The organism is Paenibacillus sp. FSL R7-0273 (genome assembly GCF_000758625.1).
Lineage (GTDB): Bacteria > Bacillota > Bacilli > Paenibacillales > Paenibacillaceae > Paenibacillus_AQ.
Map to the genome: position 1 here is coordinate 780,694 of NZ_CP009283.1, position 15,668 is coordinate 796,361.

The window sequence follows — 15,668 nt, forward strand, 5'->3', positions numbered from 1 at the left end:
GGGATGGTAGGGGGAATGGCGCTTAGGTGGCGGGATGTGCGCACTGAGGGCAGTGGGAGTAATAAGAGTAATAAGAGAAGTGGGCGCGGATGGCTAAATGTGCGAGATGAGAGGCAAAAGTGCCCTTGATTCCGGCGTAGGCGGGCAAATGTGCGAAAGGAGAGGCAAAAGTGCCTTTGATTTCGGCGTAGGCGGGCAAATGTGCGAAAGGAGAGGCAAAAGTGCCTTTGATTTGGGCGTAAGCGGCTAAATGTGCGAGATGAGAGGCAAAAATGCCTTTGAATTGGGGTAAGTTGGCCGAATGTGCGAAATGAGAGGCAGAAGTGCCCTTGATTCCGGCGTAGGCGGGTGAATACGCGAAATGAGAGGCAAAAGTGCCTTTGGTTTCGGCGCAGGTGGGTGAATACGCGAAATGAGAGGCAAAAGTGCCTTTGGTTTCGGCGCAGGTGGCCAAATATGCGAAATGAGAGGCAAAAATGCCTTTGATTCCCGCGCAGGCGGCCGAATGTGCGAAATGAGAGGCAAAAATGCCTTTGGTTTCGGCGCAGGCGGCCAAATGTGCGAAATGAGAGGCAAAAGTGCCTCTGATTCCGGCGTAGGCGGTTGAATGCGCGAAATGAGAGGCAAAAGTGCCCTTGATTTCGGCGCAGGCGGCTAAATGTGCGAAATGAGAGGCAAAAGTGCCTTTGATTTCGGCGTAGGCGGCCAAATGTGCGAAATGAGAGGCAAAAGTGCCTTTGATTTGAGCGTTGGCGGCTAAATGTGCGAAATGAGAGGCAAAGGTGCCTTTGATTCCGGCTCAATCCGTGCCAATCCCATCAGCATCGCCTCCCATGCACACAAAAAAGCGGATACCCCCACAAAGGGGAGTATCCGCTCACAACCTACAAAGTAAACCCTATGCTTCCATCTTCTGCGCCGTGTAAAGCCGGTGGTAAAGGCCCTTGCGTGCAAGCAGCTCCTCATGCGAGCCGCTTTCGGCGATGCCTTTGTTAGACACGTACATAATGCGGTCGCAGTTTTTCACGGTCGACAGCCGGTGCGCGATGATAAAGGAGGTACGGCCCTTGAGCAGCTCGTTCAGTCCCTTTTGCAGCAGCCGCTCGGTCTTGGCATCGATCGAGGAGGTTGCCTCATCCAGGATGAGAATGCGCGGGTCAGCCAGCAGCGTTCTGGCGAACGAGATCAGCTGGCGCTGTCCCTGCGAGAGCTTGGAGCCGCGCTCGTTGACCTCGGTCATGTAGCCCTGCTCGAACTCGCGGATGAATTCATCGGCGCAGACGGTTTTGGCTGCGGCGATTACTTCCTCCTCGGTGGCATCGAGCTTACCGTAACGGATGTTGTCGAGGATCGTCCCCGAGAAAATAAAGCTGTCCTGCAGCATGATGCCCATCTGGCTGCGCAGCGACTTCATGGTCACCCCGGCAATGTCCTCGCCGTCGATCAGAATCCGGCCGCCGGTTAGATTGTAGAAGCGGGAGATCAGATTGACGACGGTGGTTTTACCGGCACCGGTCGGTCCGACCAGAGCCACGCTTTCGCCGGCCTTAACGTCAAAGGAAATGTTCTCCAGAATGTTCAGCCCCGGATCATAGGCGAAGGTAACATCGTCGAAGGTCACCTGCCCGCGGGCAGGAGGCAGCGCCTTTGCACCCGGAACGTCGCTGACCGTAACCGGCTCATCCAGCGTTTCGAAGATCCGCTCCAGATAAGCGACGGCGTTGATGAAGCTGTTGTACAGGTTGGATAAGTTAAGAATCGGCTGCCAGAAGCGGGCTGCGTAGCTGCTCATCGCGAGAATGACCCCGAAGGTCACATCCTGCGGGCTTAGCGTCAGCAGGCCGACCAGATAGATCAGCGTCATAACCGTTGTAGCCAGATTATCGACGGTGAACGGGATTAGCGAGTTATACCGTAAGGCCCGCATCCATTCCGTCCGGAAATTGCCGACGAGCTTAGTGAAGATGCCTTCATTGCGCTGCTCGCGTGAGAACATCTGGGTGACGCCGATCCCGCTGATGCTTTCCTGCAGGTAGGCGTTCAGATTGGAGCTCTTATTGGAGACGGCCTGCCAGGCCCGGCGCTGCTTGTTTTTGATCAGCAGCATGATGCCGAGGAATACAGGCAGTCCGGCCAGCGTAACGAACGAGAGCCGGACATCAACCGCGAACATGAAGGCGGCGATGAAGATCAGGTTCACAATCTCCAGAATAAAGTTGATAATCCCGTTGGACAGAACGTCGGAAACGGCATTGACGTAGTTGACTACCCGGATTAGGATTTTACCCTGCGGACGGTCATCGTAATACTTGAACGGCAGCTCCTGCAGATGCTTGAACAGATCCGTCCGGATGTCAAAAATGATATCCTGCCCAACCTTCGTCATAATCCGAGACCGGATCGTCGCCAGCACAACGCTGACAACAATGGTCAGGAGCATCAGCGCCGACCAGCCGACCAGCGCACCCTTGGCTTTGGCCGGGATGGTCACGTCAACGACATGCTGCATAATCAGCGGTGCGGACAGGGAGATAGCTGCTGACAAAGCGCTCAGAATGAATGCGAGAATCATCGGTTTCTTTTTACGTCTGATATAGATCATGGCCCGCCGGAAATGCTTAATATTAAACGGCGACTCCAGATTCTCATCGACGTCAAATCTATTCCTTGCCACTCTGGCTCACCTGCCTTCCAATACCTTCGTTTTGCAGCATAAATACATCGTAATAGTAACCCCGTTTGGCCAACAGCTCGGCATGGGTGCCTTCTTCAATCAGGCGGCCGCGGTCAATAATCAGAATCCGGTCCGCTTCACAGGTAGTGGATACCCGCTGGGCAATAATGATCTTCGTGCAAGGATAATCCAGCTCACGCAGACTGCGCTGGATGTGCTCCTCTGTCTCCAGATCGACCGCAGAGGTCGTATCATCAAGAATCAGAATCGGCCGGTGCACAGCGAGTGCCCGCGCCAGCGCAATACGCTGCTTCTGCCCGCCGGACAGACCGACGCCGCGCTCACCGACTACCGTATCGTAGCCTTCCGGCATTTTGGTAATAAAGTCGTGGGCTGCAGCCTTCCGGGCATATTCCATCGCATCCTCTTCGGGCAGATCGGGATCGCCGTAAGCAATGTTGCCGTCTATCGTATCCGAGAACAGCAATACATCCTGGGTAGCCATTCCGATATTGCCCCGCAGCTCATCAAGCTCCAGATTGCGTACATCCACGCCGTCCACCAGCACCTTGCCTGAGGTTGCCTCATAGAAACGGGGGATCAGATTGATGATGGTGGTCTTGCCCGCACCGGTTGAACCCATGATAGCGACGGTTTCACCAGGCTCAACAGTAAAGCTGACATCATCAAGGACGAGAGCGCTGTCATATTTAAAACGGACATTCTGGAATTCAATGCGGCCTTCGTACCGGCGCTTCTGCACAGGGTTATGCTCATTGGCAATCGAAGGCTTGGCGTAGTAGATATCGACGATTTTGGACAAGCTCGCAAAAAACCGCTGAATATCATTAATGATAATACCGATATTGCGCATCGGGTTTGAGATCGCCCAGATCAGTGAAGTAAAGGCGGCGAACTCACCGAAGGTAATTCTTCCGTCCATGAGGAACAGGCCGCCGGCCAGCATCAGGATAACGTTGAACGCCTGGGCAAAGCTCTCCAGATACGGGAAATAATCAAGCCAGACGAGTGCAGCCTTTTTGTTGGCCGTTGAATAGTTCACATTCTTGTCTGTAAATTTCTCAATCTCGAATGCCTCGCGGGCGAATGCTTTGACGACACGGTTCCCGGAGATGTTTTCCTGTGTGGTCGTATTCAGCTGGGACAGCCGTTCGCGCAGGTCAATATACATCGGGCGGACGCGTTTAGCAAATATGTAGGCCACAATAAAAATCGGCGGTGCCAGGACCAGCATCCATAAGGTCAATACCGCATCAATGGTAAAGAAGTAAATGACAGCGGCTGCAAAAATCGTCACCGACTCGATAATCGTCTTGAAAATCCACGCCATCGAGTGCCGCACCATATCCAGGTCACCGGTCATTTTGGTCATAAGGTCACCGGTACGGTTGCGGTCGTAGTACTCACGGTCCTGCCCCTGGATTTTGTTGTACAGATAAATACGGATGTTGTACATCATGTTCTGCGAGGAACGCTCATACTGCATCGTTGTCAGATAGGCCAGACCGGTACGCAGCAGCGAAAAGCCGATCATGCCCAGACAGAGTGCTATCAGAAGTCCGCGCTTATCGGTCAGATTCTGGACTGCATTATCGCCGGCTATAAAAGTGTCGACAATGCGCTGACTGATGTACGGGTTGACAATGGTAAGTGCGGAACCCACCACCGAGAGGCAGAGTGCCAGAATATACCTTGCCCGGTTTCCCTGCAGGTTCTGCCACAGCCACTTAAGCTCAAACATTTCATCACCTGTTTCTGTTTGTTCTGTTGTACGTTACCATGTTGAAAACGAATAAATCAGAGTGATTATAACACAATAATTGGCCGATACCCGTTAACAGCAAAATTTGTTGTTACAATCAATTGAACGGGAATAGATGCAACTTTATCATTGCAGAATTCCGGCCTGAACTCCATGTTCAGATTAGTTATACTCAACTTTTACCTTGCATTTTTCAATAAGCTTATCCACTATTTAAAGGGTATAATTACCAAAAATAAATTTCTGCCTGCGCGGCTTGATGAGTGGGGCGGACGGGGGACGATGTTTGTTGGGAGATTGGATCATTCGGAATGTGAATGACGGAGACGAAGAGAAGGTTGCAGGTTTTGGCTTTGCGCTGCATATGTATTACCTGTATCACGGTGATTTTGAGCAGAAGAACATGTTTCTGGCTGCAAAAGATAACGAAGCGCTCGCTATCGCCCATTTGACGTACCATGATACGTTTCACGCAGCCGGGCATGATGATGATCCCTGGTTTATCCGCTATCTCACCGGTGAGATCAGCTTTGCCGGCGGAGACGAGGATGAAGCTGTTAAGGATGCCCTGATGAATACGCTGCTTGCCCGGTCACGGGAGATAAAGGCACAGCATCCGGAGAAACGGATTGTGCTGAATCAGTATGTTGACCCTGACAATCTTGCGGAGCAGAGTTATTTCCTGAAACGCGGCTTTACCGTTTACGAAACCATTGTTGTTTTAAAATATGACCTTACCCGACCGGTTCCCGTGTATCCTCTGCCGGAGGATGTGCAAATCCGCCTCTTTCTGCTGAATAACGATGAGGCCCGGGAAAAGTATCATTCGGCGGAGCAGGCCTCCTTTGACGGGGTAGCCTGGAGTCTCAACCATCTGGCCTGGATGCAGGGCACTCCTGAACTGGTAAACTTCTGTGCCTTCAGCGGGGAACAGTTTCTGGGCAACACCTCCACCTGGAAAATAACCGATGGACACAGCGTCACGGAGAATGTGTTCGTCATTCCGCAGTGGCGCAGCCGGGGGATTGCCCGGAATCTGCTCTGCACCGCACTTGCGTATCTGCAGGAGCAGGGCAAAGCCGTTGCCACCCTCGGCACCTACGGCACCAATAAAAAAGCCATCCGGCTCTACACTCAGCTCGGCTACGAGCTGGACGGCTTCCGGCTGACGCTGGGCTACGAGATTGATTAACCTTCCGGCAGGGAATGAAACGGCAGATAGGGTGAATGTAATGAATATTAAAGAAATGGTTATAGCTGTTGGAAGTCTTCATGACGGGACTATAACGGCAATAGAGCAAGAAACAGGTATATTAACACTCAGAGTTGAGATTGGGTATCTGGCGAGAATGATCGACCCGTCTTATAGCCATTTTATCTATAAGTTTGTTAACTTGCGTGAGTTTTATTATGAAGCATGGGATATGGGCAAAGCTGAACAGGAGAGGGACATTGCAAAGCTGGTATCCATGGAGCTTGAGATTAATGAGGTTATACAAGAGGAAGACTGTATCAAAATAGTTTGTCTGTGTGATCTTCCCAATAATAGTGGAGGTCATCTTTATATTCGTGCTGATGATCTGAACGTATATGACGAAGTCCATAATAATCTATCATTTGAAGAGCTTCACAGAATCACATTAGCTTACTGGCATAAGCTAAGCTAGAACAGCATTAAACAAAGGGACTGCGTCACCCCAAGCGGGTGGAGCAGTCCTAGTTTTATGTCCTAATATAAAAAATCAGTGCGACGAAGAAGCTGCCGCAGCGGAAGAAGCGGCGGCTACGGCAATTGCCGTCTGCTGGGCAATGACGATATTGGTCAGGCTGGTGGAGAGCGCCGAGGCCAAGATGCCGCTTTGCACAGCTTCAATATACTTGTAGGATACCAGGGCGGCGCTGAGCAGCAGCAGCTCCTGCTTGGTGACGGACCAGCTGCCGAAGCCCTTTTGGCTCCGCAGGTAGTCATGGGTATCGGAGATATCCTGAACAAGTGTCTCATCGTCTGCCGGAAGCAGAGACAATATTCCGAGGGAGGAAAGGGTATATTCCCTGTCCATCTTGATACCTCTGCTGCGGAAGGCATCGCGCAGGGCAAGCACACGTGCAGCAGCCCCAGGCGTCTCTCCGCCCAGCGCCAGCACTTGTGTCAGTGCCTGCACACTGTTGCCTGACAGGAATTCCGGCTTCAGCTCGGCGTATAGCTGCTCCATCCGGGCTGCACCGCGCTCCGGCTCGAGATCCGACAGCGCCAGCATGGCGGAGAAGATATAATCATCCTGCCCGGTCAGAAAACGGTGATATTCCTTCATGCTGTCATAGAACTGGCGGGTTCTGTCAGCCATAAGCTGATGCTGGCCGAATGCGGAATGGGCAGCAATCTGGTACGCAGCGGCGACCAGATAATCGGAGGCCCGCAGCTTGCGTTCCTTCAGCAGCTCATAAACAGCCAGAGTATCGGAGAGCTGGGTCTTCCTGTCACCTGACAGTGACAGCAGGGCAGCAATACAGACTGACAAATTGCCCCGGAATGTTGAAAAGAGTCCGGTTGAGCTTTTAATCAGCTCGCTGCTGTCGCGTATGGCGTCAATATCAACCGCTTTATTTTCCACCGTGTACAAAAGAGCAGCCAGACGGTTGATCTGTCCGCTTTTCCAGGCAAACGCCTTCTTGATCTGCTGGTTGTTATCGACGAATAATTCAAGTCTTGCAGTAAACGGTTCGTTCATAAGGAGCTCCTCTCAGATAATCCGGGTATAGTCTCACACTCAATATTTTACTATAATTAACATGTGGATAGCACGAATCTGCCACAGCAGGGAAATTAATGTGAATGGAGACATGAAATAATGAATGAATTACCGAATTGTCCGCAGTGCAGCTCAGTATACACCTACGAGGATGGAACACAGCTGGTGTGTCCGGAGTGCGGGCATGAATGGACTGCCGGGGCAGAGAGCGGGAACAGTGAAGACGTTAAGGTGGTTAAGGATGCCAACGGAAATGTGCTGAATGACGGAGACTCTGTAACGGTAATTAAGGATCTGAAGGTCAAAGGAAGCTCCTCCGTGCTGAAGATCGGCACAAAGGTGAAGAACATCCGGCTGGTGGATGGCGATCATGACATAGATTGCAAAATTGACGGCTTCGGCGCGATGAAGCTGAAATCGGAGTTTGTGCGGAAGGCATAAGGAACCGGAAGACAGAGAGACCAAGCTGCGGAGAAGATGCCGCAGCTTTTTTGAATAGGAGCCGGCAGGATTAGACAATATTTTTGTGATAAACTGGAGTATAAGGGCCCGGCCTAGATAGAAACAGGAGGATGAGGAATGAGCTTTGTTGCTGTCAAAGGAGAATACAAGCGCTACAAGATGGGCGAGACGATGATTATTGCCAACGATGGAATCGATTTTGAGATTAATAAGGGTGAATTTGCGGTCATTGTCGGTCCCAGCGGTGCAGGCAAATCGACCGTGCTGAATATTTTGGGCGGCATGGATTCGGCTGACGAAGGCCAGGTTATTGTGGATGGTACCGATATTGCCAAATTTAACAGCAAGCAGCTGACCGGCTACCGCCGTAATGACGTGGGCTTTGTGTTCCAGTTCTATAATCTGGTGCCCAATCTGACCACACTGGAAAATGTCGAGCTGGCCTCGCAGATTTCCCCGCGTGCGCTGGATGCGCGTAAGGTGCTGGAGGATGTCGGACTCGGGGAACGGCTGAACAATTTCCCGGCCCAGCTGTCCGGCGGGGAGCAGCAGCGTGTTGCGATTGCCCGGGCGCTTGCGAAGCAGCCGAAGCTGCTGCTCTGCGATGAGCCGACAGGCGCGCTGGATTACAACACCGGCAAGCAGGTACTGAAGCTTTTGCAGGATACCTGCCGGAATACCGGAACCACTGTTATCGTCATTACGCATAATCTGGCGATCGCGCCAATGGCCGACCGGGTGATTGAAATCAATAACGCCAAGGTACGGAAGATGGTTGTTAATCCTGCGCCGGTATCCGTTGACGATATCGAATGGTAAGGAGCTGACAACGATGAAGAAACGGGCATTATGGAAGGATATCTTCCGGGAGATCGGGCATACCAAGGCCCGCTTTATCTCGATTTTTGCAATTATTATGCTGGGCGTCTGCTTCTTCTCGGGGATTAAGGCGGCCGGACCCGATATGCTGGATACCGCAGGCACCTTTTTCAAGGAAAAGCGGCTGATGGATTTGAAGGTGCAGAGCACGCTTGGCCTGACCGAAGAGGATATTGGACTGCTGAAGGATGTGCCGGAGATCGGTGAGCTGCAGCCGGGCTACAGCGCGGATGTCTTCGCAGGTGATAACGGAGTGATTCTGAAGGTCATGTCCTACAATCCGGAGCAGCTGCTTAACCGGTACCGCCTGATGGACGGGCGTCTGCCGGAGCAATCCGGGGAGATTATGCTCGATGACCTTCTGGCCGGGGAGTATGCCCTTGGCGATAAGATTGCGTTCAGCGGCAACGGTACAGAGACCGGGCTGTCAGACAGCTTCGGGACACTGGAGTATACGATCGTGGGCTTTGCACGCAGTCCGCAGTTTATTGAGAAAAACAACCGCGGCACCAGCACGATCGGCAAAGGCACGACAGATGCGTTCGCCGTCATTCCAGAAGCGGATTTCAAGCTGCCGGTCTATACCGAAGCGTACCTTTCCTTCAAGGATACTGCCGGGGTTGAGGCTTACAGCGCGGAGTATGAGACGCTGCTGGAGCAGCACACGGAGGCAGTGAAGCAGGCGATGGCGGGCGTGCCGGAGGCGCGGCTCTCTGAGCTGCGCACTGAAGGGGAAGCGGAGCTCGCCAAAGGCCGTGCGGAGCTGGAAGCTGCCGAGCAGCAGCTCGCGCAGGCCGCCGGCCAGCTGACGGAAGAGCAGCGGCAGGCCCAGGCGGGAGCCGGCAGCGAGGCGGCTGAGCAGCTCGAAGCGGCCAGGGAAGAGCTGGCCGAAGGGGAACGCCAGCTGGCGGCGCTTACGCTGCCGAAGATCTATGTCACGGACCGAAATGCGAATCCGGGATATGCCGAATACAAAGACAATGCCGACCGGCTGTCGGCGATTGCCAGTGTGTTTCCGGTATTCTTTTTCCTGATTGCGGCGCTGGTCAGCCTGACAACCATGACACGGATGGTCGAGGAGCACCGGCTGCAGATCGGTACATTGAAGGCGCTGGGCTACGGCAACCGTGACATTATGGCCAAGTTCCTGGTTTATGGAACGCTTGCCAGTCTGGCGGGCTCGGCAGTCGGCTTAGCCGTAGGGTTCACGCTGCTGCCGGCCATTATATTTGATGCCTACAGCTCACTTTACAATCTGCCGGATCTAATTAAGAGCTTCTATCCGTCATTTTCAATTATTTCAATTATTGTAGCTCTGGTGTGCACCACCCTTACGGCCTGGTTTGCTGCACGGGTGGAGCTGCGCGGCAATGCTGCCGTCCTGATGCGTCCCAAGGCGCCCAAGAGCGGCCAGCGGATCATCCTTGAGCGGATCACCTTTGTCTGGAAAAGGCTGAGCTTTGTCCAGAAGGTGACGGCCCGCAATCTGTTCCGCTACAAGCAGCGGATGTTCATGACGGTATTCGGGGTGGCAGGCTGTACGGCGCTGATTCTGACCGGCTTCGGTCTCAAGGATTCGATCGGCAGCATTGCACCCAAGCAGTTCGGCGTCATTATGAAATACGACGCGCTGGTAGCGCTGCATACCGATGCCCCGGCAGAAGCGCAGCAGTCCTATGAGCAGCTGATCGGCAGCGAGGCTGCCATTACCGGAACACTGAAAGTAGCCCAGGAGACGATGACCGCACGGGCCAGCGGTGTTAACGACCAGGATGTAAATCTGTTTGTGCCGGAAGCTGTGGATTCACTGTCCGAATATGTATCGCTGCAGGATCGCAGCACCGGTGAAGCAAAGGAGCTTACGGATGAAGGAGTTATCATCTCAGAGAAGCTGGCCAAGCTGTACGGGCTTGAGGCGGGAGATACCCTGACCCTGGCGGACAGCAAAAATGAGCCGTTCGAGCTTCTGGTCACAGGAATCACCGAGAATTATGTAATGCATTATGCGTATATGACCCCGGCGTACTACACCTCCGTATTCGGGAAGGAGCCGGTGTTCAACACCGCTTTGCTGAACTATAACGCACCGGACAGTGCCTGGGAGGAGCAGTTTGGTGAAAAGCTGACCGCAAGCGCGCACGTAGCCGCCGTCAGCTTCTCGAGCAGCGTCGGGACCGCTTTTGACGATACGATGAAAAGCATGGACGTTGTCACCCTGGTGCTGATTGTGTCTGCGGCGGCGCTGGCCTTTGTTGTCCTTTATAATCTGACCAACATCAACGTGTCCGAACGGATCCGCGAGCTGTCGACCATCAAGGTGCTGGGCTTCTATGATAATGAAGTAACGATGTACATCTACCGGGAAAATATTCTGCTGACCCTGCTCGGCATTGCCGCCGGCTCAGGTCTCGGCATCGTGCTGCACAGCTTCGTCCTGCAGACCGCCGAGCTCGATGCGACGATGTTCGCTCCGGTCATTGAGTGGCCGAGCTATATTTATGCAGCGTTACTTACCATGGTATTCTCAGGCATCGTCATGGCCTTCATGCACATGAAGCTTAAACGGATTCATATGATTGAGGCGCTGAAGTCAGTGGAATAGGCAGTCGGTGGGATAGGCAGTCAGTGGAATAGGCAGTCAGTGGAATAGCATGCTTAAGACCCTTCCGGGATGCCGGGAGGGTCTTTGTGTTGCGGCGGCTTACCGCAGCTTCATATGCAGGATCGGGAACGGGTTGCCCTGTTCATCCAGCTCAGACCGTTCAGTCACATCAAACCCCATATGCTCATAAAAGCCATGCGCCTGGGGGTTCTGTTCATTCACATCGACGCTTTGTACGTTCAGGTGATCAATGGCATGGGTAACAAGCCTTTTGCCTATGCCCTGTCCCATGGCCCCGGGGCTGATGAACAGCATTTCAATTTTGTGGTCCTGCACGCCCATGAAGCCGAGCGGCGCCCCGCTTTCAGCGGTATAGAGGAGCAGCTGGTCAATTCCGCTGAGTCCTTGCAGGACAAGGGGGCGCAGGGCGGCAATGTCTTTTTCGGAGAGAAAAAGATGTGTAGAGCGTACGGACTCTTCCCAGATGTGGAGCAGGTTCTGGAGTAAGGATACGTTGCGGGAAGGGCTGGATAAAGAGTTGATCATCGGAGTACTCCTTTATTTAAAATTCATAGAGAATAAGCTTTGACCGGAAAAGCAGGCAGCTTCGTCAATAAGCTAAGTTTAGTTTAAAGGATAACCATCCCGGTTACATTAAAAGAGTCGAAGGATTTAGTAGTTGTATAGCCCTAGTCACCAACGAGTGGAAATCACAGAGGAGGAATGTACGATGAGCGATCAATTTACGGTTCAAGACCCTACAACACAATATCAGAAGGCCACAGAGGAATTCGAGCAGCAGCAGCCTGCCCCGGGTCTGGAAACAGAGATGGTTCCGAAGCCGGATGACGGTGCGGAAACCTATAAAGGCAGCGGACGGCTGACCGGACGCAAGGCGGTAGTTACCGGAGCGGACAGCGGGATCGGCCGCGCGACAGCGATTGCTTTTGCCCGTGAAGGGGCTGACGTGGTCCTTGCCTATATGCCGGAGGAAGAAGCGGATGCGCGGGAGGTTGTTAAGCTCGTTGAGGAAGCCGGACGTAAGGCCGTAGCCATGCCAGGTGATCTCAAGGATGAGCAGTACTGTGAGCAGCTGATTGCTATTGCGGTAAAAGAGCTTGGCGGCATTGATATTCTGGCGAATATCGCTGGCATGCAGCAGTATGTGACTGACATCGCCGATCTGACGACTGAGCAATTTGATGCTACCTTTAAGACGAATGTGTACTCGCTTTTCTGGCTCTGTAAGGCAGCCATCAAGCACATGAAGCCGGGCAGCACGATCATTAATACCTCTTCGATCCAGGCTTACACGCCTGCACCGATTCTGCTGGATTATGCGACTACAAAGTCGGCGATCAATACCTTCAGTAAATCACTTGCCCAGCAGGTGGCTGAAAAAGGGATCCGCGTCAACGTTGTAGCGCCCGGACCTGTCTGGACTCCGCTGCAGATCAGCGGCGGCCAGCCGGTAGAAGCGCTGAAGGACTTCGGCGCGAAGACACCGCTCGCCCGTCCCGGCCAGCCGGCCGAAATGGCGCCTGCGTACGTGTTCCTGGCCAGCCAGGAATCCAGCTATGTCAGCGGTGAGACGCTGAACGCGAACGGCGGCATGCCTACGCCGTAAGCGATAGGCGTTGCTGAGCGGCTGCCGTGATAGCAATAACCACAGCCTCCCGCTGTAGGCCTGAGCATGCTCAGGTCTATAGGCCGGAGGCTTTTTGGCGTGCTAATGATTAGGAGACACACCCGCCCGGCTAACGGACACAGATGACGTTAATGATGTGATTGGGCGGAATTTACTTGTCTAACGGACTCAGGTGGCCTTATTGGGCCTAATCCTAAGTAACAGCAGCACTAACCGCACAAATAACGTCATCTGAGTCCGTTAGAGGGTGAATAACCGGAAAAAATGAAGATTAACGGCTCCTGAGTCCGTTACAATCTGAAGCCAGCTATTTTCCCTAATAAGCCTGTTTCGGAGCGCTTCCCAGTTCAACTTACCTTTCAAATAAATGTGTCACTGCAAATCCCGGAATTCCGCACAGCTGGTGTGAAAGGCAGCCTTCCATGAATTCATGCTATAGTTAACACAGACAGCCTTACAGCTGATTTATACGATAAAAGAGGTTAAGCATGCAGATTCAGATCGGAGACCAGACCTTTGCGCTGAACGTCCAGTACAGTAAAGGCAAAAAAATATCGCTGCAAATCGACGGAGCCGGCCGGCTCAATGTAAAAGCCCCCAAGGGGACGGCAGACGAGGCTATTCTTAACGCTGTCCAGGGACATAGCGCCTGGATTATAGAGAAGCTGAGCAGTCTGGAGACGGCCAAGCGCGTTCCGCAGCCGAAGGCGTATGAAGAGGAAGGAAGCTTTTTATACCTGGGCAAGGAGTATCCGCTGCATGAGCTGATCGGAACCGGTGAGCGGGATGCGGAGGCGTTGAAGCTTGCGCTGAAGAAGTTTTATTTTACAAGCCTCAAAAAAGTGGTTGCCGAGCGGATGCCGCCCTATCAGAACCAGCTGAAGGTTAAGCCGAAATCATTTGAAATTGTAGAGTCCCGGACCAAATGGGGGAGCTGCAGCGCGGATAAAAAGCTGACCTTTAACTACAGGCTGGCCATGGCCCCGCCGGAGGTGATCGATTATGTCATTGTTCATGAGCTGTGCCATCTGCTGCATATGAACCACGACCGGTCCTTTTGGCGGCGGCTGGGCGGCATCATGCCGGATTATAAGGACAAGGAGGAATTCCTTGCCCGTTTCGGCGGGTTCATGACCCTGTAATTCCCGGGCTCCGGTAGCCGGACCCGTCTAGGCGATTGAAGTGGCAGGATGCTTGATGCCCCCGGGAAAAGCGTCACCGGAGCAGGTTCTTACGAACAGTCCGCTGTTATAAGGAGCGCTGCTCATTTCAAGCCCGCTGTAATCAGGCGTATAGTGGAAAGTAATTCGTGCCGTGCTGCTACCCGCAAGCTTAGACAGTATGGCATGAATATCAGGTGCCTTGCGGCTTATAACGTCATACATATGCAGCTCATTTCCCTCCCGCTGGCAGATCACAATGACCTCTTCCTCCTCCAGATAATAAAGATCACCGCTGAACACATTCAGACAGTAAAACATCAGCAGCCCCAGGCCGCCGTCTGTACCGAAACGCTGCGACACCGGCAGACGCCGGGAGGCGAAGGTATGAATGAACGCCAGATCCTCTGAGCAGGAGCCATCCAATTTGCGTATAGAGGTCTGCTTCGGGTTAAGGAGCTGCTGCGGCTCATATGCGGCAGTAAAAAGCTCTTCCCGGACCGGTGTAAAGCCAAACCGCGGATAGAAATCCAGCACACTGTCATTGGCGAACAGATACATGAAATCACAGCTGCTGCTGTAGGCTTCCATGACTTTGTTCATTAATGCTGCAGATAAGCCCTGCTGCCGGTAATCGGGATGTGTCATCACGGTACCAAGCTGAACGGCTTTTTTGGAGCTGCCCCCAATAACAACATCCAGCGGGTTCACCGAAACGTTCGCAACAATCTGTTCCCCGGCAGCATAGGAAAACGGAATGTATCCTTCATCCCAGAAGCCCTCCTGATACCAGCGGTTCAGCTCCAGGCCGAACGTATCCGCAGCAAGCCGGGTAAAGCTGGTCCTCAGCTGTTCATTCTTTTTGTAGTCTGTAACGAACTGCAAATGTTCCATATTAATGCCTCCTTATATAGATCCCTATATGTTATCGGTACCACGCATTGCTTCAATACTCCACCCCGCGTACCCTGGCAAAAATCATCGTATCCCGCAGTTGCCCGTCCACATCGCATTTGTCATTGCGGAGAATGCCCTCAAGCGTGAAGCCGGAGCGTTCAGCTACCCTGGCGCTATGTACATTTCGGGCGTCGCAGCGGATCTCAATCCGGTTCGCTCCGAGCTCTGCAACTGCAAAGTCTGCGATTGCTTGCACAGCCTCCGTGATATACCCCTGTCTGCTGTAAGATGTCCGTACCCAGTAACCGATTTCAAATTTACGTGTCTGCCAGTCAATCCGGTGCAGGCCGCTGCTGCCGACGAGGATTCCGGTACCCTTCTGGAACAGAAGCAGGCGCATATCCTTGCGCTCCAGGAATTCCAGCCGGGATCTGCGGATGCTCGCCTCGGACTGGTCAGGGGTAGGAAGGCTGTCTGCCCAGGGCATCCATGGACGGAGCTCCTTCAGGCTCTCGCGTACCGCTTCATTTACCGCTGCACCATCTCCCCATAAAGCCGGACGGATCAGCAGGCGTCTGCTTTCGAAATGCTCGGGAATATCGAGAAGGATGGGCTCTACCGGATGTTTTTCCATACTACCGCCTCCTGCAGGTTCTTATAGGAATTTTGTCCTAACTATATACCACCTAAGTATACTAAGAACGCTATCTTAAGAGTAATAAAGTTTCCTCCTTCGGGTAATTCACAATCTTTAGGTGGAGCGTTATCTTATATAGTAAGAAATGTTCTTTATTAAGAACTAAGCAGGATGTC

At 52.9% G+C, this 15,668-nt stretch carries 14 protein-coding genes; 7 read left to right on the plus strand and 7 right to left on the minus strand.

Going from position 1 to position 15,668, the window contains the following annotated elements:
* Window positions 1–22: 22 nt before the first annotated feature.
* The 3 genes from R70723_RS33220 to R70723_RS03395 form a co-directional block, all read right to left on the minus strand.
* Window positions 23–709: a hypothetical protein gene (locus R70723_RS33220; RefSeq protein ID WP_144027208.1), complete on the minus strand. Its 687-nt coding sequence runs from the start codon at window positions 707–709 to the stop codon at window positions 23–25.
* 189 nt (window positions 710–898) lie between these two features.
* Window positions 899–2,674: an ABC transporter ATP-binding protein gene (locus tag R70723_RS03390; RefSeq protein WP_039869809.1), complete on the minus strand. Its 1,776-nt coding sequence runs from the start codon at window positions 2,672–2,674 to the stop codon at window positions 899–901.
* Entirely contained in the window at window positions 2,661–4,436 is a 1,776-nt protein-coding gene (locus tag R70723_RS03395; RefSeq protein WP_039869812.1) for an ABC transporter ATP-binding protein, read from the minus strand. Before R70723_RS03395 ends, R70723_RS03390 begins: the two co-directional genes overlap by 14 nt.
* Before the next feature lie 310 nt (window positions 4,437–4,746).
* Here R70723_RS03395 and R70723_RS03400 point away from each other — a divergent pair, with 310 nt between their 5' ends.
* Both R70723_RS03400 and R70723_RS03405 read left to right on the plus strand, forming a co-directional pair.
* A complete protein-coding gene (locus tag R70723_RS03400; RefSeq protein ID WP_039869815.1) occupies window positions 4,747–5,649 on the plus strand; it encodes a GNAT family N-acetyltransferase in 903 nt (300 codons plus the stop codon).
* Window positions 5,650–5,689: 40 nt separating this feature from the next.
* Complete coding sequence (locus tag R70723_RS03405) at window positions 5,690–6,124, plus strand: hypothetical protein (RefSeq protein ID WP_039869818.1); 435 nt, start codon at window positions 5,690–5,692, stop codon at window positions 6,122–6,124.
* Between the two features lie 75 nt (window positions 6,125–6,199).
* Here R70723_RS03405 and R70723_RS03410 read toward each other — a convergent pair whose 3' ends face one another.
* Window positions 6,200–7,186: a DUF4003 family protein gene (locus tag R70723_RS03410; RefSeq protein ID WP_039869821.1), complete on the minus strand. Its 987-nt coding sequence runs from the start codon at window positions 7,184–7,186 to the stop codon at window positions 6,200–6,202.
* Between the two features lie 120 nt (window positions 7,187–7,306).
* On the opposite strand from R70723_RS03410, the gene R70723_RS03415 reads away from it, so the two are divergent.
* The 3 genes from R70723_RS03415 to R70723_RS03425 all read left to right on the plus strand — a co-directional run bounded on the left by R70723_RS03415 (window position 7,307) and on the right by R70723_RS03425 (window position 11,150).
* The gene (locus tag R70723_RS03415) at window positions 7,307–7,648 is read left to right on the plus strand and encodes a zinc ribbon domain-containing protein YjdM (protein WP_039869823.1); all 342 of its coding nucleotides are present in this window, start codon (window positions 7,307–7,309) and stop codon (window positions 7,646–7,648) included.
* A 138-nt stretch (window positions 7,649–7,786) separates the two neighbouring features.
* The gene (locus R70723_RS03420; RefSeq protein ID WP_039869825.1) at window positions 7,787–8,488 is read left to right on the plus strand and encodes an ABC transporter ATP-binding protein; all 702 of its coding nucleotides are present in this window, start codon (window positions 7,787–7,789) and stop codon (window positions 8,486–8,488) included.
* 13 nt (window positions 8,489–8,501) lie between these two features.
* A complete protein-coding gene (locus R70723_RS03425) occupies window positions 8,502–11,150 on the plus strand; it encodes an ABC transporter permease (RefSeq protein WP_039869828.1) in 2,649 nt (882 codons plus the stop codon).
* A 99-nt stretch (window positions 11,151–11,249) separates the two neighbouring features.
* On the opposite strand, the gene R70723_RS03430 is transcribed toward R70723_RS03425, so the two are convergent.
* Window positions 11,250–11,696, minus strand: coding sequence for a GNAT family N-acetyltransferase (locus R70723_RS03430; protein ID WP_039869829.1), 447 nt, complete (start codon window positions 11,694–11,696; stop codon window positions 11,250–11,252).
* A 184-nt stretch (window positions 11,697–11,880) separates the two neighbouring features.
* Here R70723_RS03430 and R70723_RS03435 point away from each other — a divergent pair, with 184 nt between their 5' ends.
* Together R70723_RS03435 and R70723_RS03440 are read left to right on the plus strand one after the other, a co-directional pair.
* Entirely contained in the window at window positions 11,881–12,777 is an 897-nt protein-coding gene (locus R70723_RS03435; RefSeq protein WP_039869830.1) for an SDR family oxidoreductase, read from the plus strand.
* Window positions 12,778–13,286: 509 nt separating this feature from the next.
* Entirely contained in the window at window positions 13,287–13,940 is a 654-nt protein-coding gene (locus tag R70723_RS03440) for a M48 family metallopeptidase (protein ID WP_039869831.1), read from the plus strand.
* A gap of 27 nt (window positions 13,941–13,967) precedes the next feature.
* Here R70723_RS03440 and R70723_RS03445 read toward each other — a convergent pair whose 3' ends face one another.
* The gene (locus tag R70723_RS03445) at window positions 13,968–14,852 is read right to left on the minus strand and encodes a GNAT family N-acetyltransferase (RefSeq protein ID WP_039869832.1); all 885 of its coding nucleotides are present in this window, start codon (window positions 14,850–14,852) and stop codon (window positions 13,968–13,970) included.
* A 52-nt stretch (window positions 14,853–14,904) separates the two neighbouring features.
* Complete coding sequence (locus tag R70723_RS03450; protein ID WP_039869834.1) at window positions 14,905–15,489, minus strand: GNAT family N-acetyltransferase; 585 nt, start codon at window positions 15,487–15,489, stop codon at window positions 14,905–14,907.
* Window positions 15,490–15,668: the final 179 nt, after the last annotated feature.

Excerpts from the sequence above, each read along its gene's own strand:
- R70723_RS03425 (WP_039869828.1), top strand. The coding sequence starts at position 8,502 with ATGAAGAAACGGGCATTATGGAAGGATATCTTCCGGGAGATCGGGCAT.
- R70723_RS03450 (WP_039869834.1), bottom strand. The coding sequence starts at position 15,489 with ATGGAAAAACATCCGGTAGAGCCCATCCTTCTCGATATTCCCGAGCAT.
- R70723_RS03405 (WP_039869818.1), top strand. The coding sequence starts at position 5,690 with ATGAATATTAAAGAAATGGTTATAGCTGTTGGAAGTCTTCATGACGGG.
- R70723_RS03435 (WP_039869830.1), top strand. The coding sequence starts at position 11,881 with ATGAGCGATCAATTTACGGTTCAAGACCCTACAACACAATATCAGAAG.
- R70723_RS03410 (WP_039869821.1), bottom strand. The coding sequence starts at position 7,186 with ATGAACGAACCGTTTACTGCAAGACTTGAATTATTCGTCGATAACAAC.
- R70723_RS03420 (WP_039869825.1), top strand. The coding sequence starts at position 7,787 with ATGAGCTTTGTTGCTGTCAAAGGAGAATACAAGCGCTACAAGATGGGC.
- R70723_RS03430 (WP_039869829.1), bottom strand. The coding sequence starts at position 11,696 with ATGATCAACTCTTTATCCAGCCCTTCCCGCAACGTATCCTTACTCCAG.
- R70723_RS03415 (WP_039869823.1), top strand. The coding sequence starts at position 7,307 with ATGAATGAATTACCGAATTGTCCGCAGTGCAGCTCAGTATACACCTAC.
- R70723_RS03440 (WP_039869831.1), top strand. The coding sequence starts at position 13,287 with ATGCAGATTCAGATCGGAGACCAGACCTTTGCGCTGAACGTCCAGTAC.
- R70723_RS03445 (WP_039869832.1), bottom strand. The coding sequence starts at position 14,852 with ATGGAACATTTGCAGTTCGTTACAGACTACAAAAAGAATGAACAGCTG.
- R70723_RS03395 (WP_039869812.1), bottom strand. The coding sequence starts at position 4,436 with ATGTTTGAGCTTAAGTGGCTGTGGCAGAACCTGCAGGGAAACCGGGCA.